A 23,043-nucleotide genomic window follows, 5' to 3' on the forward strand; every position below is an offset into this window, starting at 1 on the left:
TCGTTCTCGGCACGCACTGTTTCGATCTCGAGCAGAGAGTTGCGCAGCGCTTCGACGAGCTTTTCTTCCCGGGTCGCCATCAGTTGTCACTCTTCCTGCTCTGAGAAATGCCAAGTCCCATGTCGATCAGCGCGTCCACGTCCATCTCCCGTATGGACTCCCGTCGGTCGTGCACTTCGGGTTCGCCGTCGAACAAGTCGTTCTGAGCTTCAGCAAGCTTCAGCAGCCGCTCGATGATCGCCGCATCACCGGGCCGAGCAAGCGGCACGGTATGCAGCAGTCGGCGGACGTCCTTCATGTGCGTCGGGCCGGGATCGGTTTGGCTGTTGTCCGGCATGAGTTGCTCAAGCAGGAAGTCCGCCAGCACCTGTGGGGTGGGGTAGTCGAAGACGAGCGAGGCGGGAAGGCTCAGCCCGGTCGCGTTCTGAAGTCGGTTACGGACTCCGATACCGCCAAGAGAATCCAGTCCGAGATCCTTGAACGGCGCGGTGGCTCCCACCGCATCGGCGCGGTCATGACCGAGCACGGCCGCCACATTCGAGGACACCAGCTCGGTCAACAACTTGCGTCGGCCGGCCGGATCGACTGTCCGGAGCCGGGACACCAACTGCGACACCGACTCCCCCACCGCCGCGGTCCGGCGCACCGCAGGCACCAGATCCGTCAGCAGCGGAGCCAGCTCACCGGCACCCGCCAGACGACGCAACGCAGGCAAATCCCACCGAACGCCCACCACATGACCCGCGCCCCCGGACACCGCCGCGTCGAACAGTTCCTCTGCCTGTGTCCCGCTCAGCGGCAGCACACCGCCGGCACGAATCTGCGCGATCTCTTCCGCATCCAGTCGACCGCCCATGCCACCGTGTTCGGCCCACAGGCCCCAGGAGATCGACTGTCCCGCAAGCCCCGACCCACGCCGGTACTGGGCGAGCGCGTCCAAGAACGCGTTGGCCGCGGCATAGTTGCCCTGCCCCGGACCACCAAGAACACCAGACAACGAGGAAACAACGGAGAACAACGTCAGCGGCAGATCCTTCGTAGCCTCATGCAGATACCACGCCCCATCCGCCTTCGCCCCAAGAACCCCGTCAATCCGCTCAGGCGTCAAAGACCCGATCACACCATCGTCCAGCACCCCCGCCGCATGAACCACACCACGCAACTCGAACCCATCCGGCACGGACGCCACCAAACCCGCCACCGCCGACCGATCCGACACATCACAAGCAACCACACATACCTCGGCACCGGCCGCTTCCAGATCAGCCACCAACTCCGGCACACCCTCAGCCGCCACACCACGACGAGACGCCAGAACAACACATCCGGCACCGTGCACCTCCACCAACCGACGCGCCAGCACCGCACCGACCCCACCAGTACCACCGGTGACGATCACCGCACCCTCCACGCCGATACCGACATCGGCCTGCGGCGCCAGGACAGCACGAACCAAACGAGCCGCGTGCACCACACCGTCACGAACCACCACCTGCGGTTCACCCAGCCCGGCCACAGCAGCCACACCCGCCACATCGGCATCGGCGTCAGTATCGATCAGCACGATCCGGCCGGGATTCTCCGACTGCGCCGACCGCACCAGCCCCCACACCGCCGACCCCGCCACATCACCGACGTCCTCACCCGGCAGACCAACCGCACCCCGCGTCACCACAGCAAGCACCGAACCCTCAGAAGAAGACGACGCCAGCCACGACTGCACCACCCCCAACACCCCATGCACCGCCTCATGCATCGAGGCGACCACACCACCACCCGACTTCGAAACCCACTCCCACACCACCACCGACGGCACCGAATCCCCACCCGACACCGACACCGGCGACCACGCCACCTCGTACAGACCGTTGGGGGCCGTACTCGCGGCGGCGGCCGCCATCGCCCGCTTCGACACCGGCCGCGTCACCAACGAGTCGATTCCCAGGACCAGGGCACCGGCCTCATCAACGACCTGCACCGACGCCGCATCAGGCCCAGCCGGTGCAATCCGCACCCGCACCGAGGACGCACCCACCGCATGCAGCGAAACCCCCTCGAACAGGAACGGGACCCGCGCCCCGTCCACCGCCGAGCCCGACCCCGCAGCGATCAGGAGCGGGCTATGGACCACCGCGTCCAACAGAGCGGGATGGATCCCGAACCCAGCGACGTCCGTAGCAGCCGACATACTCACTTCGGCGAAGATCTCCTCGCCTCGCCGCCAGACGGCACGCACGCCGCGGAACACCGGCCCATACCCATGCCCCTGGCCGGCAAGCCCCTCATACGCAGACTCGACATCGACCACCTGCGCCCCCACCGGCGGCCACACCGACTCCGACCACTTCTCCCAAACGGTGGAAGACTCCTGAGAAGGTGCCAGCACTCCCTGGGCGTGCAACTGCCACGGCCCCTCACCAGCATCCGAACGGGAATGGATCTCCACGGCACGCAGATCACCGTGCTCGGGCTCGCCGACCACCACATGGACCTGGACACCACCACGATCCGGCAACAACAAAGGCGCCGTCACCGCCAGCTCCCGCACCACCGGACACGCGACCTCATCACCCGCCCGCACCGCCAGCTCCACCCACACCGACGCCGGCACCATCACACGCCCAAACACCTCATGATCAGCCAGCCACGACTGACCACCCCGGGACAACTGCCCCGTCAACACCACACCCGAAGACCCCGGAGAAGCCACCACCGCACCCAGCACCGGATGCCCCGCCGCAACCAAACCGGCACTACCCACATCACTCACCCGCGTGGAGGGCGTCAGCCAAAAACGCTCACGCTGAAACGCATACGTCGGCACCCCCACCCACCGACCACCCTCACACCACCGACCCCACGACACCGGAAGACCAGACACAAACAACTGCCCCAGCCCCGACACCAACGCCCGCGACTCCACACCACCACGCCGCAACAACGACACCACAACCGGCGCCCCGACCCCCTCAACCCCCTCCACAGTCGCCGACACCGCAGACACCAACACCCCAGGCCCCAACTCAACAAAAACACCAGCACCCCGCCCCGCCAAAAACCTCACCGAATCAGCAAACCGCACCCCCTCCCGCGCATGCCGCACCCAATAATCCGCCGACCCATACCCCAACCCCACATCCGCCAACTGCCCCGACACATTAGAAACCAGCCCCACCCCACCAACCGGAGCCACCACCCCAACCCCAGCCGCAACCTCCCGAAACTCCTCCAACACCGAATCCAACAACGGCGAATGAAACGCATGCGACACCGCCAACGCACGCGTCGAACAACCAACCCGCTCCAACTCCACAACAGCAGCATCAACCGCAGCCCCAGCCCCCGAAATCACCACCGAACCCGGAGAATTCACCGCCGCCACAACCACCGGCCCCAAATCCCCCGACACACCCCCCAAAACCTCCTCCACCACCTCAACCCGACCCGACACCGCCACCATCACACCAGCCCCAGCCCCCTGCATCACCCGCCCACGCGCCACCACCAAACGCGCAGCATCCTCCAACGACAACATCCCCACCACATGCGCCGCAGCAATCTCCCCCACCGAATGCCCCACCACAAAATCCGGCGACACACCCCACGACCGCAACACACGAAACAACGCCACCTCAACCGCAAACAAAGCAGGCTGCGCAAACTCCGTCCGCTCCAACAACCCCCCATCACAACCCCACATCACATCCAACAACCGATGCCCCCACCACCGGTCAATCTCACCCGCAACCACCTCCAACTCAGCAGCAAACTCAGGAACCGAAGCAGCCAACTCCCGCCCCATCCCCAACCACTGAGAACCCTGACCCGGAAAAACAAACACCACACCACCAGGCCCACCACCACGCGAAACCCCAGCCACCACCCCCGAATTCTCACGATCAGCAGCAAGGTCGGTGAGCGCAGCCACCAACTCCCGACGGTCGGCACCCGAAACCACCGCCCGATGCTCGAACACCGACCGACACGACAGCGAAAACGCCACATCAGCAGTACCGGCTTCGAAACCCTCCCCGGCAAGCCAGTCGGCCAACACCCCCGCCTGCCCGGCCAACGCCTCCCGCGTCCTGCCCGACAACACCCACACACCACCCGCCGAAGCGGAATCCAGAGTGGGGATATCTACGGCGGTCTCTGCGGCGGTCTCCGGGGCCTGCTCGATGATGACGTGCGCGTTCGTACCCGACAGACCGAACGAAGAGACCGCGGCACGGCGCGGGCGGTCCACCTCCGGCCACGCACGCTCCGCCCTCAGCAGTTCCACACGCCCCGCAGACCAGTCCACCCGCGAAGAAGGCGCATCCACATGCAGCGTCCGCGGCAGCACCCCCCGCCGCAACGCCTCAACCACCTTGATCACACCACCCACACCCGCAGCCGCCTGCGTGTGCCCCACATTCGACTTCAGCGACCCCAGCCACAACGGCTCCCCACCAGCCGGACGCTGACCATAAGTGGCAAGCAACGCCTGCGCCTCGATCGGATCTCCGAGAACGGTGCCGGTGCCGTGCGCCTCCACCACGTCCACATCGGCCACACCCAGCCCCGCCGACGCCAGCGCAGCACGAATCACCCGCTGCTGCGAAGGACCATTCGGAGCCGTCAAACCATTCGACGCACCATCCTGATTCACCGCCGAACCCGCCACCACCGCCAACACCGGATGACCATTGCGACGGGCATCCGACAGCCGCTCCAACAGCAGCACACCCGCGCCCTCACCCCAACCGGTACCGTCCGCACCCTCCGCAAACGCCTTGCACCGGCCATCCACCGCAAGACCACGCTGCCGCGAGAACTCCACAAACGTCTCCGGCGTCGCCATCACCGTCACACCACCGGCAAGCGCCACATCACACTCACCCGCACGCAACGCCTGCACCGCAAGATGCAACGCCACCAACGACGACGAACACGCCGTATCCACCGACACCGCAGGCCCCTCAAGCCCCAGCACATACGACACCCGCCCCGACACCACAGAGCCCATCACACCAGTGCCGAAGCCTTCGGTACTGTCGCCCGCCGCCTCCCCCAGCTGGGCGTAGTCCTGGGACATCACGCCGGCGAAGACTCCGGTCCGCGACCCCCGCAGACCGGCCGGGTCGATACCGGCCCGCTCGATCGCCTCCCAGCACACCTCCAGCATCAACCGCTGCTGCGGATCCATCGCCACAGCCTCACGCGGCGAAATCCCGAAGAACCCCGCGTCAAAACCCGCCACATCAGCCAGGAACCCACCCCGGCGCACATACGACTTCCCCGAAACCCCAGGATCCGGATCGAACACCGCCTCCACATCCCAGCCGCGGTCCGACGGAAACTCACCGATGCCCTCCCCACCCGACGACACCAGATCCCACAGACCCTCCGGAGACACCACACCCCCCGGATAACGACACCCCATCCCCACCACCACAACAGGGTCGGTGCCCAGGTCGGGCATCATGGGAGCCGGGGCCGCAGGAGTTGCCGCCGTTGACTCGCCACTAGGCATCAACTGCTCAAGCAGAAGATCGGCCAGGACCTGCGAGGTGGGGTAGTCGAAGACGAGCGATGCCGGGAGGCTCAGCCCGGTCGCGTTCTGAAGTCGGTTACGGACGCTGATACCGCCCAGGGAATCGAGCCCGAGATCCTTGAACGCCACAGTGGCACCCACCGCAGCGGCACGATCGTGCCCCAGCACCGCCGCCACGTGCGTGGTGACCAACTCGGTCAACAGCCGGCGCCGCCCGGCCAGGTCGACTGTCCGGAGCCGGGACACCAACTGCGACACCGACTCCCCCACCGCCGCGGTCCGGCGCACCGCAGGCACCAGATCCGTCAGCAGCGGAGCCAGCTCACCGGCACCCGCCAGACGACGCAGCGCAGGCAGATCCCACCGAACGCCCACCACATGCCCCGCGCCCCCGGACACCGCCGCGTCGAACAGCTCAAGGGCCTGCCCCGTACCGAGCGCCAGCACGCCATCGGCCCGCATCCGGGCCGCCGCTTCGTCCGCTAGTCCGGCCCCCATACCACCGGCCTCGGCCCACAGGCCCCAGGAGATGGACTGTCCCGCAAGCCCCGACCCGCGCCGGTACTGGGCGAGCGCGTCCAGGAACGCGTTGGCCGCGGCGTAGTTGCCCTGCCCCGGACCACCAAGAACACCAGACAGCGAGGAAACAACGGAGAACAACGTCAGCGGCAGATCCTTCGTAGCCTCATGCAGATACCACGCCCCATCCGCCTTCGCCCCAAGAACCCCGTCAATCCGCTCAGGCGTCAAAGACCCGATCACACCATCGTCCAGCACCCCCGCCGCATGAACCACACCACGCAACTCGAACCCGTCCGGCACGGACGCCACCAAACCCGCCACCGCCGACCGATCCGACACATCACAAGCAACCACACGTACCTCGGCACCGGCCGCTTCCAGATCAGCCACCAACTCCGGCACACCCTCAGCCGCCACACCACGACGAGACGCCAGAACAACACATCCGGCACCGTGCACCTCCACCAACCGACGCGCCAACACCGCACCGACCCCACCGGTACCACCAGTGACGATCACCGCACCCTCCACGCCGATACCGACATCGGCCTGCGGCGCCAGGACAGCACGAACCAGACGAGCCGCGTGCACCACGCCGTTACGGACAACCACCTGCGGTTCACCCAGCCCGGCCACAGCAGCCACACCCGCCACATCGGCATCGGCGTCAGTATCGATCAGCACGATCCGGCCGGGATTCTCCGACTGCGCCGACCGCACCAGCCCCCACACCGCCGACCCCGCCACATCACCGACGTCCTCACCCGGCAGACCAACCGCACCCCGCGTCACCACAGCAAGCACCGAACCCTCAGAAGAAGACGACGCCAGCCACGACTGCACCACCCCCAACACCCCATGCACCGCCTCATGCATCGAGGCGACCACACCACCACCCGGCTTCGAAACCCACTCCCACGCCACCACCGACGGCACCGAATCCCCACCCGACACCGACACCGACACCGGCGACCACGCCACCTCATAAAGACCATCCGGAGTGGTGCTGACAGCAGCCGCAGCCAACGCCTCCTGCGACACCGGCCGCGTCACCAGCGAGTCGATTCCCAGGACCAGGGCACCGGCCTCATCAACGACCTGCACCGACGCCGCATCAGGCCCAGCCGGTGCAATCCGCACCCGCACCGAGGATGCACCCACCGCATGCAGCGAAACCCCCTCGAACAGGAACGGGACCCGCACCTCGCCCGCGTCAGACGTACCAGCCTCATTCACATCGGCAACAAGAGGGGCATGAACGAGGGCGTCCAGTAGAGCGGGATGGATCCCGAACCCGCTCAGGTCCACTCCGACCGGAGTGCTGACCTCAGCGAAGATCTCCTCGCCTCGCCGCCAGACCCCGCGCACCCCGCGGAACACCGGCCCATACCCATAGCCCTGACCGGCAAGCCCCTCATACGCAGACTCGACATCGACCACCCGCGCCCCCACCGGCGGCCACACCGACTCCGACCACTTCTCCCAAACGGTGGAAGACTCCTGAGAAGGACCCAGCACTCCCTGGGCGTGCAACTGCCACGGCCCCTCACCAACATCCGAACGGCCGTGAATCCCCACCTGACGCAGTCCCGCATCATCCGGTTCGCCGACCACCACATGGATTTGGACACCACCACGATCCGGCAACAACAAAGGCGCCGTCACCGCCAGCTCCCGCACCACCGGACACGCGACCTCATCACCCGCCCGCACCGCCAGCTCCACCCACACCGACGCCGGCACCATCACACGCCCAAACACCTCATGATCAGCCAGCCACGACTGACCACCCCGGGACAACTGCCCCGTCAACACCACACCCGAAGACCCCGGAGAAGCCACCACCGCACCCAGCACCGGATGCCCCGCCGCAACCAAACCCACAGCAGCGGGATCCCCAGACCGCACGGAGGACGTCAGCCAAAAACGCTCACGCTGAAACGCATACGTCGGCACCCCCACCCACCGACCACCCTCACACCACCGACCCCACGACACCGGAAGACCAGACACAAACAACTGCCCCAGCCCCGACACCAACGCCCGCGACTCCACACCACCACGCCGCAACAACGACACCACAACCGGCGCCCCGACCCCCTCAACCCCCTCCACAGTCGCCGACACCGCAGACACCAACACCCCAGGCCCCAACTCAACAAAAACACCAGCACCCCGCCCCGCCAAAAACCTCACCGAATCAGCAAACCGCACCCCCTCCCGCGCATGCCGCACCCAATAATCCGCCGACCCATACCCCAACCCCACATCCGCCAACTGCCCCGACACATTAGAAACCAGCCCCACCCCACCAACCGGAGCCACCACCCCAACCCCAGCCGCAACCTCCCGAAACTCCTCCAACACCGAATCCAACAACGGCGAATGAAACGCATGCGACACCGCCAACGCACGCGTCGAACAACCAACCCGCTCCAACTCCACAACAACAGCATCAACCGCAGCCCCAGCCCCCGAAATCACCACCGAACCCGGAGAATTCACCGCCGCCACAACCACCGGCCCCAAATCCCCCGACACACCCCCCAAAACCTCCTCCACCACCTCAACCCGACCCGACACCGCCACCATCACACCAGCCCCAGCCCCCTGCATCACCCGCCCACGCGCCACCACCAAACGCGCAGCATCCTCCAACGACAACATCCCCACCACATGCGCCGCAGCAATCTCCCCCACCGAATGCCCCACCACAAAATCCGGCGACACACCCCACGACCGCAACACACGAAACAACGCCACCTCAACCGCAAACAAAGCAGGCTGCGCAAACTCCGTCCGCTCCAACAACCCCCCATCACAACCCCACATCACATCCAACAACCGATGCCCCCACCACCGGTCAATCTCACCCGCAACCACCTCCAACTCAGCAGCAAACTCAGGAACCGAAGCAGCCAACTCCCGCCCCATCCCCAACCACTGAGAACCCTGACCCGGAAAAACAAACACCACACCACCAGGCCCACCACCACGCGAAACCCCAGCCACCACCCCCGAATTCTCACGATCAGCAGCAAGGTCGGTGAGCGCAGCCACCAACTCCCGACGGTCGGCACCCGAAACCACCGCCCGATGCTCGAACACCGACCGACACGACAGCGAAAACGCCACATCAGCAATACCGGCTTCGAAACCCTCCCCGGCAAGCCAGTCGGCCAACACCCCCGCCTGCCCGGCCAACGCCTCCCGCGTCCTGCCCGACAACACCCACACACCACCCGCCGAAGCGGAATCCAGAGTGGGGATATCTACGGCGGTCTCTGCGGCGGTCTCCGGGGCCTGCTCGATGATGACGTGCGCGTTCGTACCCGACAGACCGAACGAAGAGACCGCGGCACGGCGCGGGCGGCCCACCTCCGGCCACGCACGCTCCGCCCTCAGCAGTTCCACACGCCCCGCAGACCAGTCCACCCGCGAAGAAGGCGCATCCACATGCAGCGTCCGCGGCAGCACCCCCCGCCGCAACGCCTCAACCACCTTGATCACACCACCCACACCCGCAGCCGCCTGCGTGTGCCCCACATTCGACTTCAGCGACCCCAGCCACAACGGCTCCCCACCAGCCGGACGCTGACCATAAGTGGCAAGCAACGCCTGCGCCTCGATCGGATCCCCCAGCACCGTCCCGGTGCCATGCGCCTCCACCACGTCCACATCGGCCACACCCAGCCCCGCCGACGCCAGCGCAGCACGAATCACCCGCTGCTGCGAAGGACCATTCGGAGCCGTCAAACCATTCGACGCACCATCCTGATTCACCGCCGAACCCGCCACCACCGCCAACACCGGATGACCATTGCGTCGGGCATCCGACAGCCGCTCCAACAGCAGCACACCCGCGCCCTCACCCCAACCGGTACCGTCCGCACCCTCCGCAAACGCCTTGCACCGGCCATCCACCGCAAGACCACGCTGCCGCGAGAACTCCACAAACGTCTCCGGCGTCGCCATCACCGTCACACCACCGGCAAGCGCCACATCACACTCACCCGCACGCAACGCCTGCACCGCAAGATGCAACGCCACCAACGACGACGAACACGCCGTATCCACCGACACCGCAGGCCCCTCAAGCCCCAGCACATACGACACCCGCCCCGACACCACCGACTCCATGACGCCGGACCCGAAGCCCTCGACCCCGTCGCCGGCGGAGGCCCGGCCGTAGTCGTGGCCCATGACGCCGGCGAAGATGCCGGTGCGGGACCCCCGCAGACCGGCCGGGTCGATACCGGCCCGCTCGATCGCCTCCCAGCACACCTCCAGCATCAACCGCTGCTGCGGATCCATCGCCACAGCCTCACGCGGCGAAATCCCGAAGAACCCCGCGTCAAAACCCGCCACATCAGCCAGGAACCCACCCCGGCGCACATACGACTTCCCCGAAACCCCAGGATCCGGATCGAACACCGCCTCCACATCCCAGCCGCGGTCCGACGGAAACTCACCGATGCCCTCCCCACCCGACGACACCAGATCCCACAGACCCTCCGGAGACACCACACCCCCCGGATAACGACACCCCATCCCCACCACCACAACAGGGTCCGAGTTCTTCGCGACGAGCTCGGCGTTGCGTCGCTTCAGTGCTGCGACCTCCTTCGCCGCACGGCGAAGCGCGTCGACAAGGTCTTCCTTCGAGGCACTCACAGCGGGATCCATCTCTGTGTCGGGGTACGAGTCGTCGGCGTGCGCGGGGTGGTTCGGAGGGGGGAGGCTGCGGTCGCGCACCGGCAGCCCGAAGCACCCACCCGTGGGGTCCAGGTCCTGAGGCCGGGGGTGGGTGGGCGTTCCTTTCAGGGGCGGGGGCGCCGCCGGGCGGCCGGGTCCGGCCCGGCGGCGCTCTGCGTCACGGTCCCGAACCGGTCCACTCCGGGGAGTTCGGCAGCAGGGCGACCACCTCGGGTGTGAAGAACTCGGAGCGGTCGATGAGGCCGGCGAGCATCGCGAAGTAGCGGTCGGTGAGGTCCGGCGAGCGGTCGATGGCGCGGAGCATCGCCATCCGGGAGTCGGTGATGCGCAGCTTGGCGAGGTCCAGGGCCATCCGGTAGGGCTCGCGGAGGATGTCGTAGGTCTCCTTCGCGAAGGCGGCCAGGCACGTGTCGACCCCGGAGGTGTCGTCGAGGTCCTGGCCCGCCAGGGCGTCGGAGAGGAGCTGGGACTGGGTGAAGGCGTTGGTGATGCCGCGGGCGGTGATCGAGTCGAGATGGTGGCCGGCGTCGCCGATCAGCGCCCAGCCGGGGCCGTTGGCGCGGCGGAAGAAGTTCTGCTGGTTGCCGGTGCCGACGAGGCTCCCGACGCGTTCGGCGTCGGTGAGCTGTTCGTGCAGGTCGGGTGCGTTCTGTTCGATGGCCGCCAGGTGTGCGGCCAGGGCGTCGTGCCGGATGCGGGCGAACTGGTCTTGTGGGAAGTAGGTGGTCACGAGGGTCAGTCCGTCGTGGGTGGGGATCCGCACGACCCAGCTGTCCGGGCGCTCGTGGTAGCCGAAGCCGGTGCGGATGCCCTGCCAGCTGCTGTAGTAGACGCAGCTGACGGGCTGGTCGGCCGTCAGGTACGGGGCGTCCACCAGCGACGCGAGGCGCGATCCCTGGCCGTCCGCGCCGAGGACCAGCTTCGCCGGTACATCCTGGAGGCCGTCGGCGGACTGGATCCGTACGCCGGTGACCCGGTCGTCGCGCCAGGTCAGCTCGCGGAGGCTGGTGCGGTCGCGGAACTCGGCTCCGGCCTCGACCGCGGCCCGCACCAGGAGTTCGTCGAGGACGCGGCGGCGCGGGGCGTACGCGACCGTCGAGTACGGCGTGGGCGGGGTCGCCGCGGTCAGCCGCAGGCCCGCCACGTCGTAGTCGACCGTGTCCAGCGGGGGGCATCCCGAGGCGGCGACGGCGTCGAGGACGCCCCAGCGGGCGAGCAGCGCCACGCCCGGCGGGTGGATGTAGAGGGTGGACATGATGTCCGCGGGGAATTCCATCCGGTCGATGAGCAGCACCTTGCGCCCCTGCCGGGCCAGCAGCAACGCTGCCGAGGCACCGGCGCATCGGGCACCGACAATCACGACGTCATACATTTCGCGTCGACTTCCGTTCGTAGCCTCGGGCAGACACCACGTCTATCCCTCCCTCTCCCTCATGCGCCGCAGCTTGGGACGGGCGGAGGCCGCCGAGGTCCGCAGTACGGGTTCCAGCTGTGCGACCGTCGGGTTCTCGAAGATGGTCCGCATCGTGACGGTGACGCCGACAACGGAGCGGATCCGGCTGACCAGCCAGGTGGCGCGCAGCGAGTGCCCGCCGAGTTCGAAGAAGTCGTCGTCGACACCGACCCGTTCGAGGCCGAGCACCTCGGCGAACAGTCCGGCCAGGGTCTCCTCGCCGGGGTTGCCGGGCGCCCGGTACGGCCTGGAGGAGGTCTGCCCGGTGCCGTCGGCGGCCGGCTGCTCGATGTGTTCGAGGCCGTTGGCGACGCGGCGCACCAGGTGGCCGGTCCGGTAGAGCCGGGCGCCGGGGGTGCCGGAGACGGGGTCCGCGATGAGGTGCGTGGCCGTCGTGGCGGGCTGGTCCAGGTGTGGTGGGGCGTCGGGGCCGCCGGTGACGTAGAGTTCGCCGACCGCGCCGACCGGGACCGGCTGCAGGCCGGGGCCGAGGACGACGGCCGAGCCGGCGGCGGCGATGTCGCCGGACCGGAGGGGGCCCGTGGTGACGGCCGGGTGGGGGGAGTCCGGGAGGGCCGGCAGGAGCGGCATCTGCGCGAGCGGCTGGAGGGCCCGCGACCGTTCGTCCGGGGCGAGCAGGTCGATCGCGCCCAGGCGGGTCCGGGGGTCGTCGGCCAGTGCCCCCAAGACGCGGACCAGTTGGGCCGCGATGTACTCCACGATCGGCCGGGGGAACCGGTCCGTGCGGAACTTCAGCAGTACCCGGAGGTCCGGGTCGGCGGCGGCGACGACCGCCATCGGGAAGTTGTTGGCGGCGATCGTGCGCAGGCCGCTGACGGTCATGCCGGTCTCCAGGTTGGCCTGGACGAGGCCCGCCTGGTCGACCGGGTAGGAGTCGAAGCTCAGCAGGGTGTCGAACAGTGACCGCAGGCCGGTGGTCTCGTAGATCTCCGTCAGGCCGATGTACTGGTGGCTGAGCATCGCCACCTGGCGGGCCTGCAGGCCGGAGAGGTACTCGGCGAGGGTCAGCCCGGGTGCGCAGTCGACCCGGACCGGGACGGTGTTGATGAACAGGCCCAGCATGGCGTCCACGTCGGGGACGTCGGCCGGGCGGCCCGACACGGTCGCGCCGAAGATCACGTCCGTGCGTCCGGTGAGGGTGGCGAGGATGAGTGCCCAGGCGCCCTGGACGACCGTGTTCATCGTGACGCCCAGGTCGGCGGCGCGGCGGGTGAGGAGGCGGGCGGTGTCCACGGGCAACGGGACGTCGATCTGCTCGAACTCCTCGACACCGTCGCCGGTCCGGCTTGCCGGGCCGGCCAGGAGGGTCGGCTCGGTGACGCCCGTCAGTTCGTTCTCCCAGGCGCGCAGCGACTCCTGCCGGTCCTGGGTCCCCAGCCATGCCAGGAAGGTGCGGTAGCCGGGCACCCGCGGCAGTTCGTCGTCGTTGCCGGAGGCGTACACCCACAGCAGATCGCGCAGGAGCAGCGGCAGCGACCAGCCGTCGAAGAGCACATGGTGGGCGGTGAGGACGAGTTCGTACTGCTCGTGTCCCGTCCTGACCAGCATCAGGCGGAGCATGGGGGGTACGGCCATGTCGAATCCGGCGTCGCGGTCCGCCTGGAGCAGCCGCTCGAAGGAGGCGGCGCGCTCGGTGTCGTCGACGGTGGACAGGTCGTTCTCCCGCCAGGGCAGTTCGACGGTCTTGCGGATCACCGACAGGGTGGTGCCGGAGCTGGTCACGAATCCGGCGCGCAGGTTCGGGTGCCGGTCCAGGAGGGTCTGTCCCGCCGCCCGCAGGCGGGTCGCGTCGACGGCGCCCTTGAGGTGGAGGACGTACTGGACGTGGTAGACGTCCGTGCCCGGGTTGGACAGGCTCGCGTGGAACAGCAGACCCGCCTGCATGGGGGTCACGGGCCATACGTCGGCCAGGCCGGGCTGGGTGCGCTCCAGTTCGTCCAGCTCCGGCTGCCGCAGCGCGACCAGCGGGACGTCGGAGGGGGTGAGCCCGCCGGCCTCCGGCCGGGCGGCGTGCCGCGCCAGTCCGGTGAGCGCCTCGATCCAGAGGTCGGCCAGTTCCTGGACCGCGTCGCGGCTGATCGCGCCGGCCGGGAAGCCGAAGGTCGCGCGCAGTGCCGGGCCGTCGGCCGCGTCGGTGACGGCGGCGCCGATGTCCACGGTGGCCGAGACGGGCATGTCCGCGTCGAGTGCCGGGGCGAGTTCGTCGCCGTCGGCCACCACCTGCCATGCCGCGCCGCCGCGGCGCCGGTCCGTCGCGGTGCCGGTGACGTGTCCGAGGTAGTTGAACGCGATCTGCCCGGTCGGGTGCGCGGCGAGCCGTGGGCCCGTCTCGGGGTTGAGGTGGCGCAGGAGTCCGTAGCCGATGCCCTTGCCGGGGACGGCCAGGAGTTGTTCCTTGACCTGCTTGATGGCACGGCCCGCGGCGGGTCCGCCGCGCAGTGCGTCATCGAGGTCGATGCCGTCGACGTCGAGCCGGACCGGGAACAGGGTGGCGAACCAGCCGACGGTCCGGGAGAGTTCGGCGCCGGCGACGACCGATTCCTCGCGGCCGTGGCCTTCCAGGCGCAGCAGCGTGGTGGATTCGGTCACGTCGCGGCGGCTGCGCCATGTGGCGACGGCCAGCGCGAGCGCGGTCAGCAGGCCGTCGTTGGCGCCGGAGCGGAACCGGGCGGGCAGTGTCGTCAGCACCGCTTCGGTCTCGGTGGCGGGCAGGGTGACCCGCACCTGCTCGACCGTCGACACGACGTCGACGGCGGGGTCGAGGGCGCGGTCGCCGAGCAGCGGGTCGGGGCCCTGGACGGTCTCCAGCCAGTACGGCAGCTCCGCGGTGCGGGCCGTGGACACGGCCTCGTCGCGCAGGGCGTGGGACCAGCGCCGCGCCGAGGTGCCGACCGGCTCCAGTGCGGGGGTGCGGCCCAGCCGTATCCGCTGCCAGGCGGTGTTGACGTCGGTCACCAGGATCTGCCAGGACACGCCGTCGACCGCGAGGTGGTGCGCGACGACCGCGAGCCGGCCCCGCCGGCTTGGGCCGTGGTCGAACCACACGCACTGCAGCAGCACACCGGCGGCCGGGTCCAGCCGGCCGGCGGCGGCGTCGAACTCCCGGCGGACGGTCTCCCGTGCGGCGGGGTCGGCGGGGTCGCCGGACATCTCGATCCGGTGGATCAGCCCGGCGGCCCTGACGGTGCCGGGTGCGCGGGTCTGGAGTTCCGTGCGGCCGTCGGCGTCGCTGACGAGGCGGGCGCGCAGCATGTCGTGCCGGTCGAGGACGGCGTCCAGCGTCACGGCGAGCCCGACGGGGTCGATGCCGAGGGGCAGTTCGAGCACCAGGGCCTGGGTGTAGCGGGAGGTGTGGGGTCCGGACTCGGTGAGGAACCGGGCGATGGGCAGCAGCGGCATCCGGCCGACGCCGCCGCCTTCGAGTTCGTCCAGGACCGGGCGGTCGACGGCCTGCCCGGCGACGGCGGCCAGTTCCGTGACGCTGCCGTGCGCGAACACGTCCTGTGCGGTGATGTCCAGGCCGGCGGCGCGGGCCCGGGCCACCACCTGGATGGAGCGGATGCTGTCGCCGCCGATGGTGAAGAAGTCGTCGTCGACGCCGACCCGTTCCACACCGAGTACGTCCGCGTAGATGGCGGCGAGTGCGGCCTCGGCGGGGGTCTGGGGCGCGCGGTATCCGGTGCTCTCGAAGACGGGGGCGGGCAGTGCCGCGCGGTCCAGTTTGCCGTTGGGGGTGAGCGGCATCCGGTCCAGCACCATGACGACCGCCGGCACCATGAACTCCGGGAGCCGGCCGGCCGCGTACTGGCGCAGTCCGCGCGGGTCGAGCGGGGCGGTGTCGAAGGCGACGTCGATGCTGGCCCCGGACGAGGCGTGGCCGGCGCTGCCCGCGGCGCGGAGCGGGACGACGTACCCGACGAGCCGCTTGCCGTGGTCGGTGTCGAGCACGATGACACTGGCCGCCGACACCATGGGGTGCGACAGCAGGACGGCTTCGATCTCGCCGGGTTCGATGCGGATGCCGCGTACCTTCACCTGTACGTCGGCACGGCCCACGTACTCCAGCACGGGGGTGCCGTCGCGGCCCGGCTCGGGAGGCAGCCGGCGCACCAGGTCACCCGTGCGGTACAGACGCGCGCCCGGCTCGTCGGAGAACGGGTCGGCCACGAACCGCGACGCCGTCAGCTGCGCACGGCCCCGGTAGCCACGCCCCACCACCCCGCCCCCGACGTAGAGTTCGCCGGCCACGCCGACGGGGTTCGGTACCAGGCCGGGGCCGAGGACGTGCATACGGACACCCTCCAGCGCACTGCCGATGGGGACCGGACCGTCCGCGTGCACCCCGCCGGGAACCTCGAACACCGAGTCGTAGAACGTCTCCGACTGGCCGAAGGAGTTCACCACCCGGACCGCCGGCCACACCTCACGCACCCGGTTCACCAACGACATCGGCAACGCCTCACCGGCGAACACCAACGTCTCCACCCGCACCCGGCCGGCGATCCGGTCCAGCAACTCCGCGAACACCGACGGAACCGTCGACACCACCGAACCCGACCACGACTCCCGCTCACCCAGCACCAGGACATCGCGAACGACCTCGACGCACCCACCACTCGCCAACGTCGCGAAGATCTCGAACACCGACACATCGAACGCCACCGACGTCGACGCCAGCACCCGCGACCCCGCACCCACACCCACCCGGGCCGCCAGCTCACCGATCGCCGCAACGACATTCCGCTGCGTGATCCCCACACCCTTCGGCTCACCCGTCGACCCCGACGTGTACATCACATACGCCAGGTTCTCCGGCCGCGGGCCGGGCAGCGGGGCTCCCTCGCCGAGGCCGTCCCCCGCGTCCGTGTACAGCCGGGGTACGCCGTCCGGGACCAGGTGTTCCGTGGAGGCGTCGACCAGGACGAGGGCGGGTCTCGCGTCGGCGAGCACGGCGTCCAGCCGCGCGCTCGGATACCGCGGATCGATCGGCAGATACGCACCGCCCGCACGCCACACCGCCAGCAGACCCACCACCAGATCCACCGACCGCGGCAGCGCCACACCCACCACCACATCGGGACCCACACCCGCCGCCACCAGCCGACGCGCCAGCACCGACGCCCGCGCATCCAGCTCGCGATACGTCAGCTCCGCATCCCCGCACACCACCGCCACCGCACCCGGCGACACCGCCACCCGCCGAGCCACCAACGACACCACCGTCGACCCGGCACCCTCGACAGCGGCCGGTGCGGTGCGGGAGGCGGGGGCCGGGCGGTCGCGTTCCGAGGGCAGTCGCACGTCGACCATGACCACGGGCAGCGCCGGGTCGGCGATCGCCTGCTCCAGCACCCGCACGAACCGCTCGGCGAGTTCCTCGGCGGTCTCCCGGTCGAACAGGTCGACCGCGTACTCCAGGTGGCCGGCCAGCGTCCGGTCGTCCGACGGCGACCGCACCTCGTTCATCGTCATCATGAGGTCGAACTTGGACGTTCCGGTGACGGCGGAGTCCAGTGCCCAGCCGGACTCGGAGCTGGCCGGATCGACCCAGCTGGCGTCCTGCAGGACGAACATCGCCTGGAACAGGGGATGGTAGGCCCGGGACCGTTCGGGATTGAGCAGCTCGACCAGCCGCTCGAAGGGGAGGTCCTGGTTCTCGTACGCGGCCAGCGCCTTGCCCCGGACCCGGTCCAGGACCGTGGTGAACGACGGGTTCCCGGACAGGTCGGCCCGCAGCACCCAGGTGTTGACGAAGAAACCGATCAGGTCCGCGAGCGCCGCGTCGGTCCGGCCCGCGATCGGCGAGCCGATCGCCACGTCCTCGCCGGCCCCCAGACGGGACAGCAGCACCGCGAACGCCGACTGCAGCACCATCGACACCGTCGCGCCACGGCTCAGCGCCAGCTTCTCCACGGCGGCGAACAGCTCCGGCCGCAGCTCGAAGTCGACCATGCCGCCGCGGAAGCTCGCCACCGCAGGCCGCGGACGGTCGGCCGGCAGCATCATCGGCTGGACGATGTCCGCGAGTTCGCGGCGCCAGTACTCCAGCTGACGTGCGACGAGGCTGCCGGGGTCGGACTCGTCGCCCAGCAGCATGCGCTGCCACAGGGCGTAGTCCGCGTACTGCACGGGCAGCGGGGCCCAGTCGGGCTCCAGACCGGCCTGGCGGGCCTGGGCGGCCGCGGCGATGTCACGCGCGAACGTCCCCATCGAGCCGCCGTCGCCCGCGATGTGGTGCACGACCATCACCAGCAGATGGGTGGGGCGGTCCGGGCCGGGGCCGTCCTCCGCGATGCGCAGCAGGCGGCCGTGGATCGGGATCTGCGTGGCCAGGTCGAAGTGGTGCCGTACGACCTCGGTGACGGCCGCCTCACGGTCGGCCGCGGCGACTTCGATCTGCGGCAGCTCGAACACCACCTGGTCGGGCGGCAGGATCCGCTGGTGGCCGATGCCGGAGGCGTCGGCGACGAACAGCGTCCGCAGGCTCTCGTGCCGGGCGATGACGTCGGTGACGGCAGCCTCCAGGACCGTGCGGTCCACGTCGCCGGAGAGCCGTACCGCGAGGGGGATGTTGTAGGTGGCCGACCGGCCCTCGTACTGGTGGATGAACCACAGCCGCTGCTGGGCGTAGGAGAGCGGCACCTGCTCCGGGCGCTGCACGGGGACCAGCGGCGGCCGTGAGCTGCCCGCGGTGAGCCGGGGGGCGAGGCCGGCCACGGTCGGGGACTCGAAGACCGCGGCGATGGGGAACTCGGCGTCCAGGGCGGCGCGGACGCGCGCCATCAGCCGGGTGGCGCGCAGCGATTCGCCGCCGAGCGCGAAGAAGTCGTCGTCGATGCCGACCCGTTCAAGGCCCAGTACGTCGGCGAAGATCTCCGCGAGGATCTGCTCCCGTGGGGTGCGGGGCGCGCGGTAGGGACGGGCGGCGGCTTCGGGCGCCGGCAGGGCCTTGCGGTCCAGCTTGCCGTTGGGGGTCAGCGGGAAGTGGTCCAGCACCATGGTGATGGCCGGCACCATGAACTCGGGCAGCCGCGCGGTTGCGTGGCCGCGGAGTTCGTCGGGGTCGACCGCGGCGGGGCCCTGGTCGGCGGTGCGGGCCGGGACGACGTAGGCCACCAGTTGCCTGGCGGCATCGGTGCCGTGTGCGACCACGACGGCCTGGCCCACGGCCGGGTGGGCGAGCAGGACGGCTTCGATCTCGCCGGGTTCGATGCGGATGCCGCGCACCTTCACCTGTACGTCGGCACGGCCCACGTACTCCAGCACGGGGGCGCCGTCGCGGCCCGGCTCGGGGGGCAGCCAGCGCACCAGGTCACCCGTGCGGTACAGACGCGCGCCCGGCTCGTCGGAGAACGGGTCGGCCACGAACCGCGACGCCGTCAGCTGCGCACGGCCCCGGTAGCCACGCCCCACCACCCCGCCCCCGACGTACAGCTCGCCGGCCACGCCCACCGGCACGGGGCGCAGGCCGGGGCCGAGGACGTGCATACGGGCACCGTCCAGCGCACTGCCGATGGGGACCGGACCGTCCGCGTGCACCCCGCCAGGGACCTCGAACACCGAGTCGTAGAACGTCTCCGACTGGCCGAAGGAGTTCACCACCCGGACCGCCGGCCACACCTCACGCACCCGGTTCACCAACGACATCGGCAACGCCTCACCGGCGAACACCAACGTCTCCACCCGCACCCGGCCGGCGATCCGGTCCAGCAACTCCGCGAACACCGACGGAACCGTCGACACCACCGAACCCGACCACGACTCCCGCTCACCCAGCACCAGGACATCGCGAACGACCTCGACGCACCCACCACTCGCCAACGTCGCGAAGATCTCGAACACCGACACATCGAACGCCACCGACGTCGACGCCAGCACCCGCGACCCCGCACCCACACCCACCCGGGCCGCCAGCTCACCGATCGCCGCAACGACATTCCGCTGCGTGATCCCCACACCCTTCGGCTCACCCGTCGACCCCGACGTGTACATCACATACGCCAGGTTCTCCGGCCGGCAGCCCGCCGCCACGACGCCGGCGGCCGGGGGCTCGGAGACATCGACGAACAAGCGCGGCACATCCGCCGGCACCACATGCTCCGTCGTGCGGTCCACCAGGACGAGGGCGGGTCTCGCGTCGGCGAGCACGGCGTCCAGCCGCGCGCTCGGATACCGCGGATCGATCGGCAGATACGCACCGCCCGCACGCCACACCGCCAGCAGACCCACCACCAGATCCACCGACCGCGGCAGCGCCACACCCACCACCACATCGGGACCCACACCCGCCGCCACCAGCCGACGCGCCAGCACCGACGCCCGCGCATCCAGCTCGCGATACGTCAGCTCCGCATCCCCGCACACCACCGCCACCGCACCCGGCGACACCGCCACCCGCCGAGCCACCGACGACACCACCGTCGACCCGGCACCCTCCACGACGGCCGGTGCGGGGTCCGTGGGCTCCGCGGTGACGGCCGGGGCGGCGGCCGACGGCACGAGGTGGTCCCGCTCGAACGGCAGCAGCACGTCGACGACCAGCACGGGCAGCGCCGGGTCCGCGATCACCTGCTCCAGCACCCGCACGAACCGCTCGGCGAGTTCCTCGGCGGTCTCCCGGTCGAACAGGTCGACCGCGTACTCCAGGTGGCCGGCCAGCGTCCGGTCGTCCGACGGCGACCGCACCTCGTTCATCGTCAGTTTCAGGTCGAGCCGGAAGGGCTGGGCGGGCGGTGCGGGCTCGCCGATGTCCTTGAGGACGAACATCACCTGGAACAGCGGGTGCCAGGCCGCCCGGTGGTCGGGGCTCAGCGACTCCACCACCCGCTCGAAGGGCACGTCCTGGTTCCGGTACGCCATCAGTGCCTTGTCCCGGACCCGGTCCAGGACCGTGCCGAACGACGGGTTCCCCGACAGGTCCGCCCGCAGCACCCAGGTCCCCTCGTCGGTGCCGTCGGCCCGTTCACGGACCGGCGAGCCGATCGCCACGTCCTCGCCGGCCCCCAGACGGGACAGCAGCACCGCGAACACCGATTGCAGCACCATCGACACCGTCGCACCACGGCTCAGCGCCAGCTTCTCCACCGCGGCGAACAGCTCCGGCCGCAGCCCGAAGTCGGCCATGCCGCCGCGGAAGCTCGCCACCGCAGGCCGCGGACGGTCGGCCGGCAGCTCGATCGGCTGCGCCGTGCCGCCCAGTTCGCCCCGCCAGTAGGCCAACTGCTGCGCCGGCGCACTCGCGTCCGCGGAAGATGAGGTCACGACAACAGCTCCGTTCCTGGTTGCACCGTGTCATCGGGCAACGCATCGATCGCCTCGACCAAGACCTGCGGATCCGCGGCACCGCGGCGACGGCGTCCTCGACCTCCGCGGCACCGCTCTGACGGTCGTCCGGTGTGCCGGCCGAGCCACCGTCGGAATTCAGCGGAACAGTGCCGACGACAACGTTCGGCACCATGCCGAAGTCGCCGTCCATCGCAGTGCAGCCGCCTGGACGCGCATATCAATCAGCGATTTCCGAATCAGCGGCCCGGTACTTGTCTTCCGTGCACGAGCCGCCAATCGACCGCACCGGAGTGCCGGTCTCGGACATTCGGTTCGGGAGATTAGCGGGCACAACCGGCGGTTGTCTGCACTCGCAAGCCGACCGGCCCCGGGAGCCGCGAGCGCCGCCGGGGACGTGGCGAGGGCGAACGGTGAACCGGGGTCCGACGGAGGCGCTCCGGCCCCCGCCACGCACTTCCGGAAAGCGGGTCTGATCTGCGGAAACGTTCCCCCTGCCCCAATCAATGCAGACACCCGGTCGATTTTCAGCCGTCGCTGTAGGATTTGACGACCTCGCGCTCCGACGGGACGGCGAGCGACCGACCAAAGCGACCACATCTGAACATCGTCACCAGCACGCAGCATCGACGTAATTCACCACGGGGGAATAGCGATGTGTGAGCACTCGCTTACGCTCAGAGCAGACCTTGCGGTCACAAATCGTGCATATACCCGTCACGCCGACTTCGACCCAGCGCGCCGCCCGTTCCGCCGAAACGGGGTACGCGCCGAATGCGCGGAACACCGCAGGACCGAGACACCGGGACGGGCGGAATGACCCAGGAGCCGCATAGCGACATACGCATAGTGCTTGCCGACGACCACCGGCTGTTCCGGGAGGGCGTCCGCGTGATCCTCTCCGCCGAGCAGGGCCTGCGGGTGCTGGCCGAGGGCGGGTCCCACGAGGCGGTGTCCATGGTGACCCGGTACCGGCCGAACATCCTGCTGCTGGGTGTGCAGAGGTACGGCCCGAGCCCTGTCATGACGATCCGTCAGATCGCCAAGGACTCCTCCTGCACCCAGGTCGTCATCCTCTCCGCCCATACCGACAACGACCTGATACAGAGTCTGGTGACCGCCGGCGCGGCCGCCTATCTGTCGAAGAACATCGGCGCACGCGAACTGTGCTCGGAACTGCGGCTGGTGGCCGCCAACAGCCGGATGGTCGCCGTACGCGTCCCACGGCAGGCCGTGCTCGCCGGCGAGGACGACAAGCGGCCGACCGCCCCGCTGACGAACCGTGAGATCGAGATCCTGCGGCTGGTCAGCCTGGCGATGACGAATTCCCAGATAGCCACGAAGCTCTACGTCAGCGAGGCCACCGTCAAGCGGCATCTGACCAACATCTTCGCCAAGTTCAAGGCACGGTCCCGGCTCGACGCCGTCAACCGGGCCATCGCGCTCGGCCTGCTCGACGGCATCGAGAACTGGCCCTTCCTGCACTGACCCGGCGACGGCGCCCGGCCGGCCG

General features: G+C 69.3%; 3 protein-coding genes and 1 pseudogene. 1 reads left to right on the top strand and 3 read right to left on the bottom strand.

What is annotated here, in order from left to right; genetic code table 11:
• Window positions 1–79 precede the first annotated feature (79 nt).
• From ACZ79I_RS14305 to ACZ79I_RS14315, 3 genes and pseudogenes are all read right to left on the bottom strand, one after another.
• Window positions 80–10,648 (bottom strand): annotated as a pseudogene (locus ACZ79I_RS14305) (type I polyketide synthase); the annotation flags it as partial.
• Window positions 10,649–10,931: 283 nt separating this feature from the next.
• A complete protein-coding gene (locus tag ACZ79I_RS14310) occupies window positions 10,932–12,134 on the bottom strand; it encodes an NAD(P)/FAD-dependent oxidoreductase (protein WP_471497530.1) in 1,203 nt (400 codons plus the stop codon).
• 54 nt (window positions 12,135–12,188) lie between these two features.
• Window positions 12,189–21,509 (bottom strand): amino acid adenylation domain-containing protein, encoded by a 9,321-nt coding sequence (locus tag ACZ79I_RS14315; RefSeq protein WP_471497532.1) that lies wholly within the window; start codon window positions 21,507–21,509, stop codon window positions 12,189–12,191.
• Window positions 21,510–22,346: 837 nt separating this feature from the next.
• Here ACZ79I_RS14315 and ACZ79I_RS14320 point away from each other — a divergent pair.
• Window positions 22,347–23,018: a LuxR C-terminal-related transcriptional regulator gene (locus ACZ79I_RS14320; RefSeq protein ID WP_471497535.1), complete on the top strand. Its 672-nt coding sequence runs from the start codon at window positions 22,347–22,349 to the stop codon at window positions 23,016–23,018.
• Window positions 23,019–23,043: the final 25 nt, after the last annotated feature.

The organism is Streptomyces sp. PSU-S4-23 (assembly GCF_055632315.1).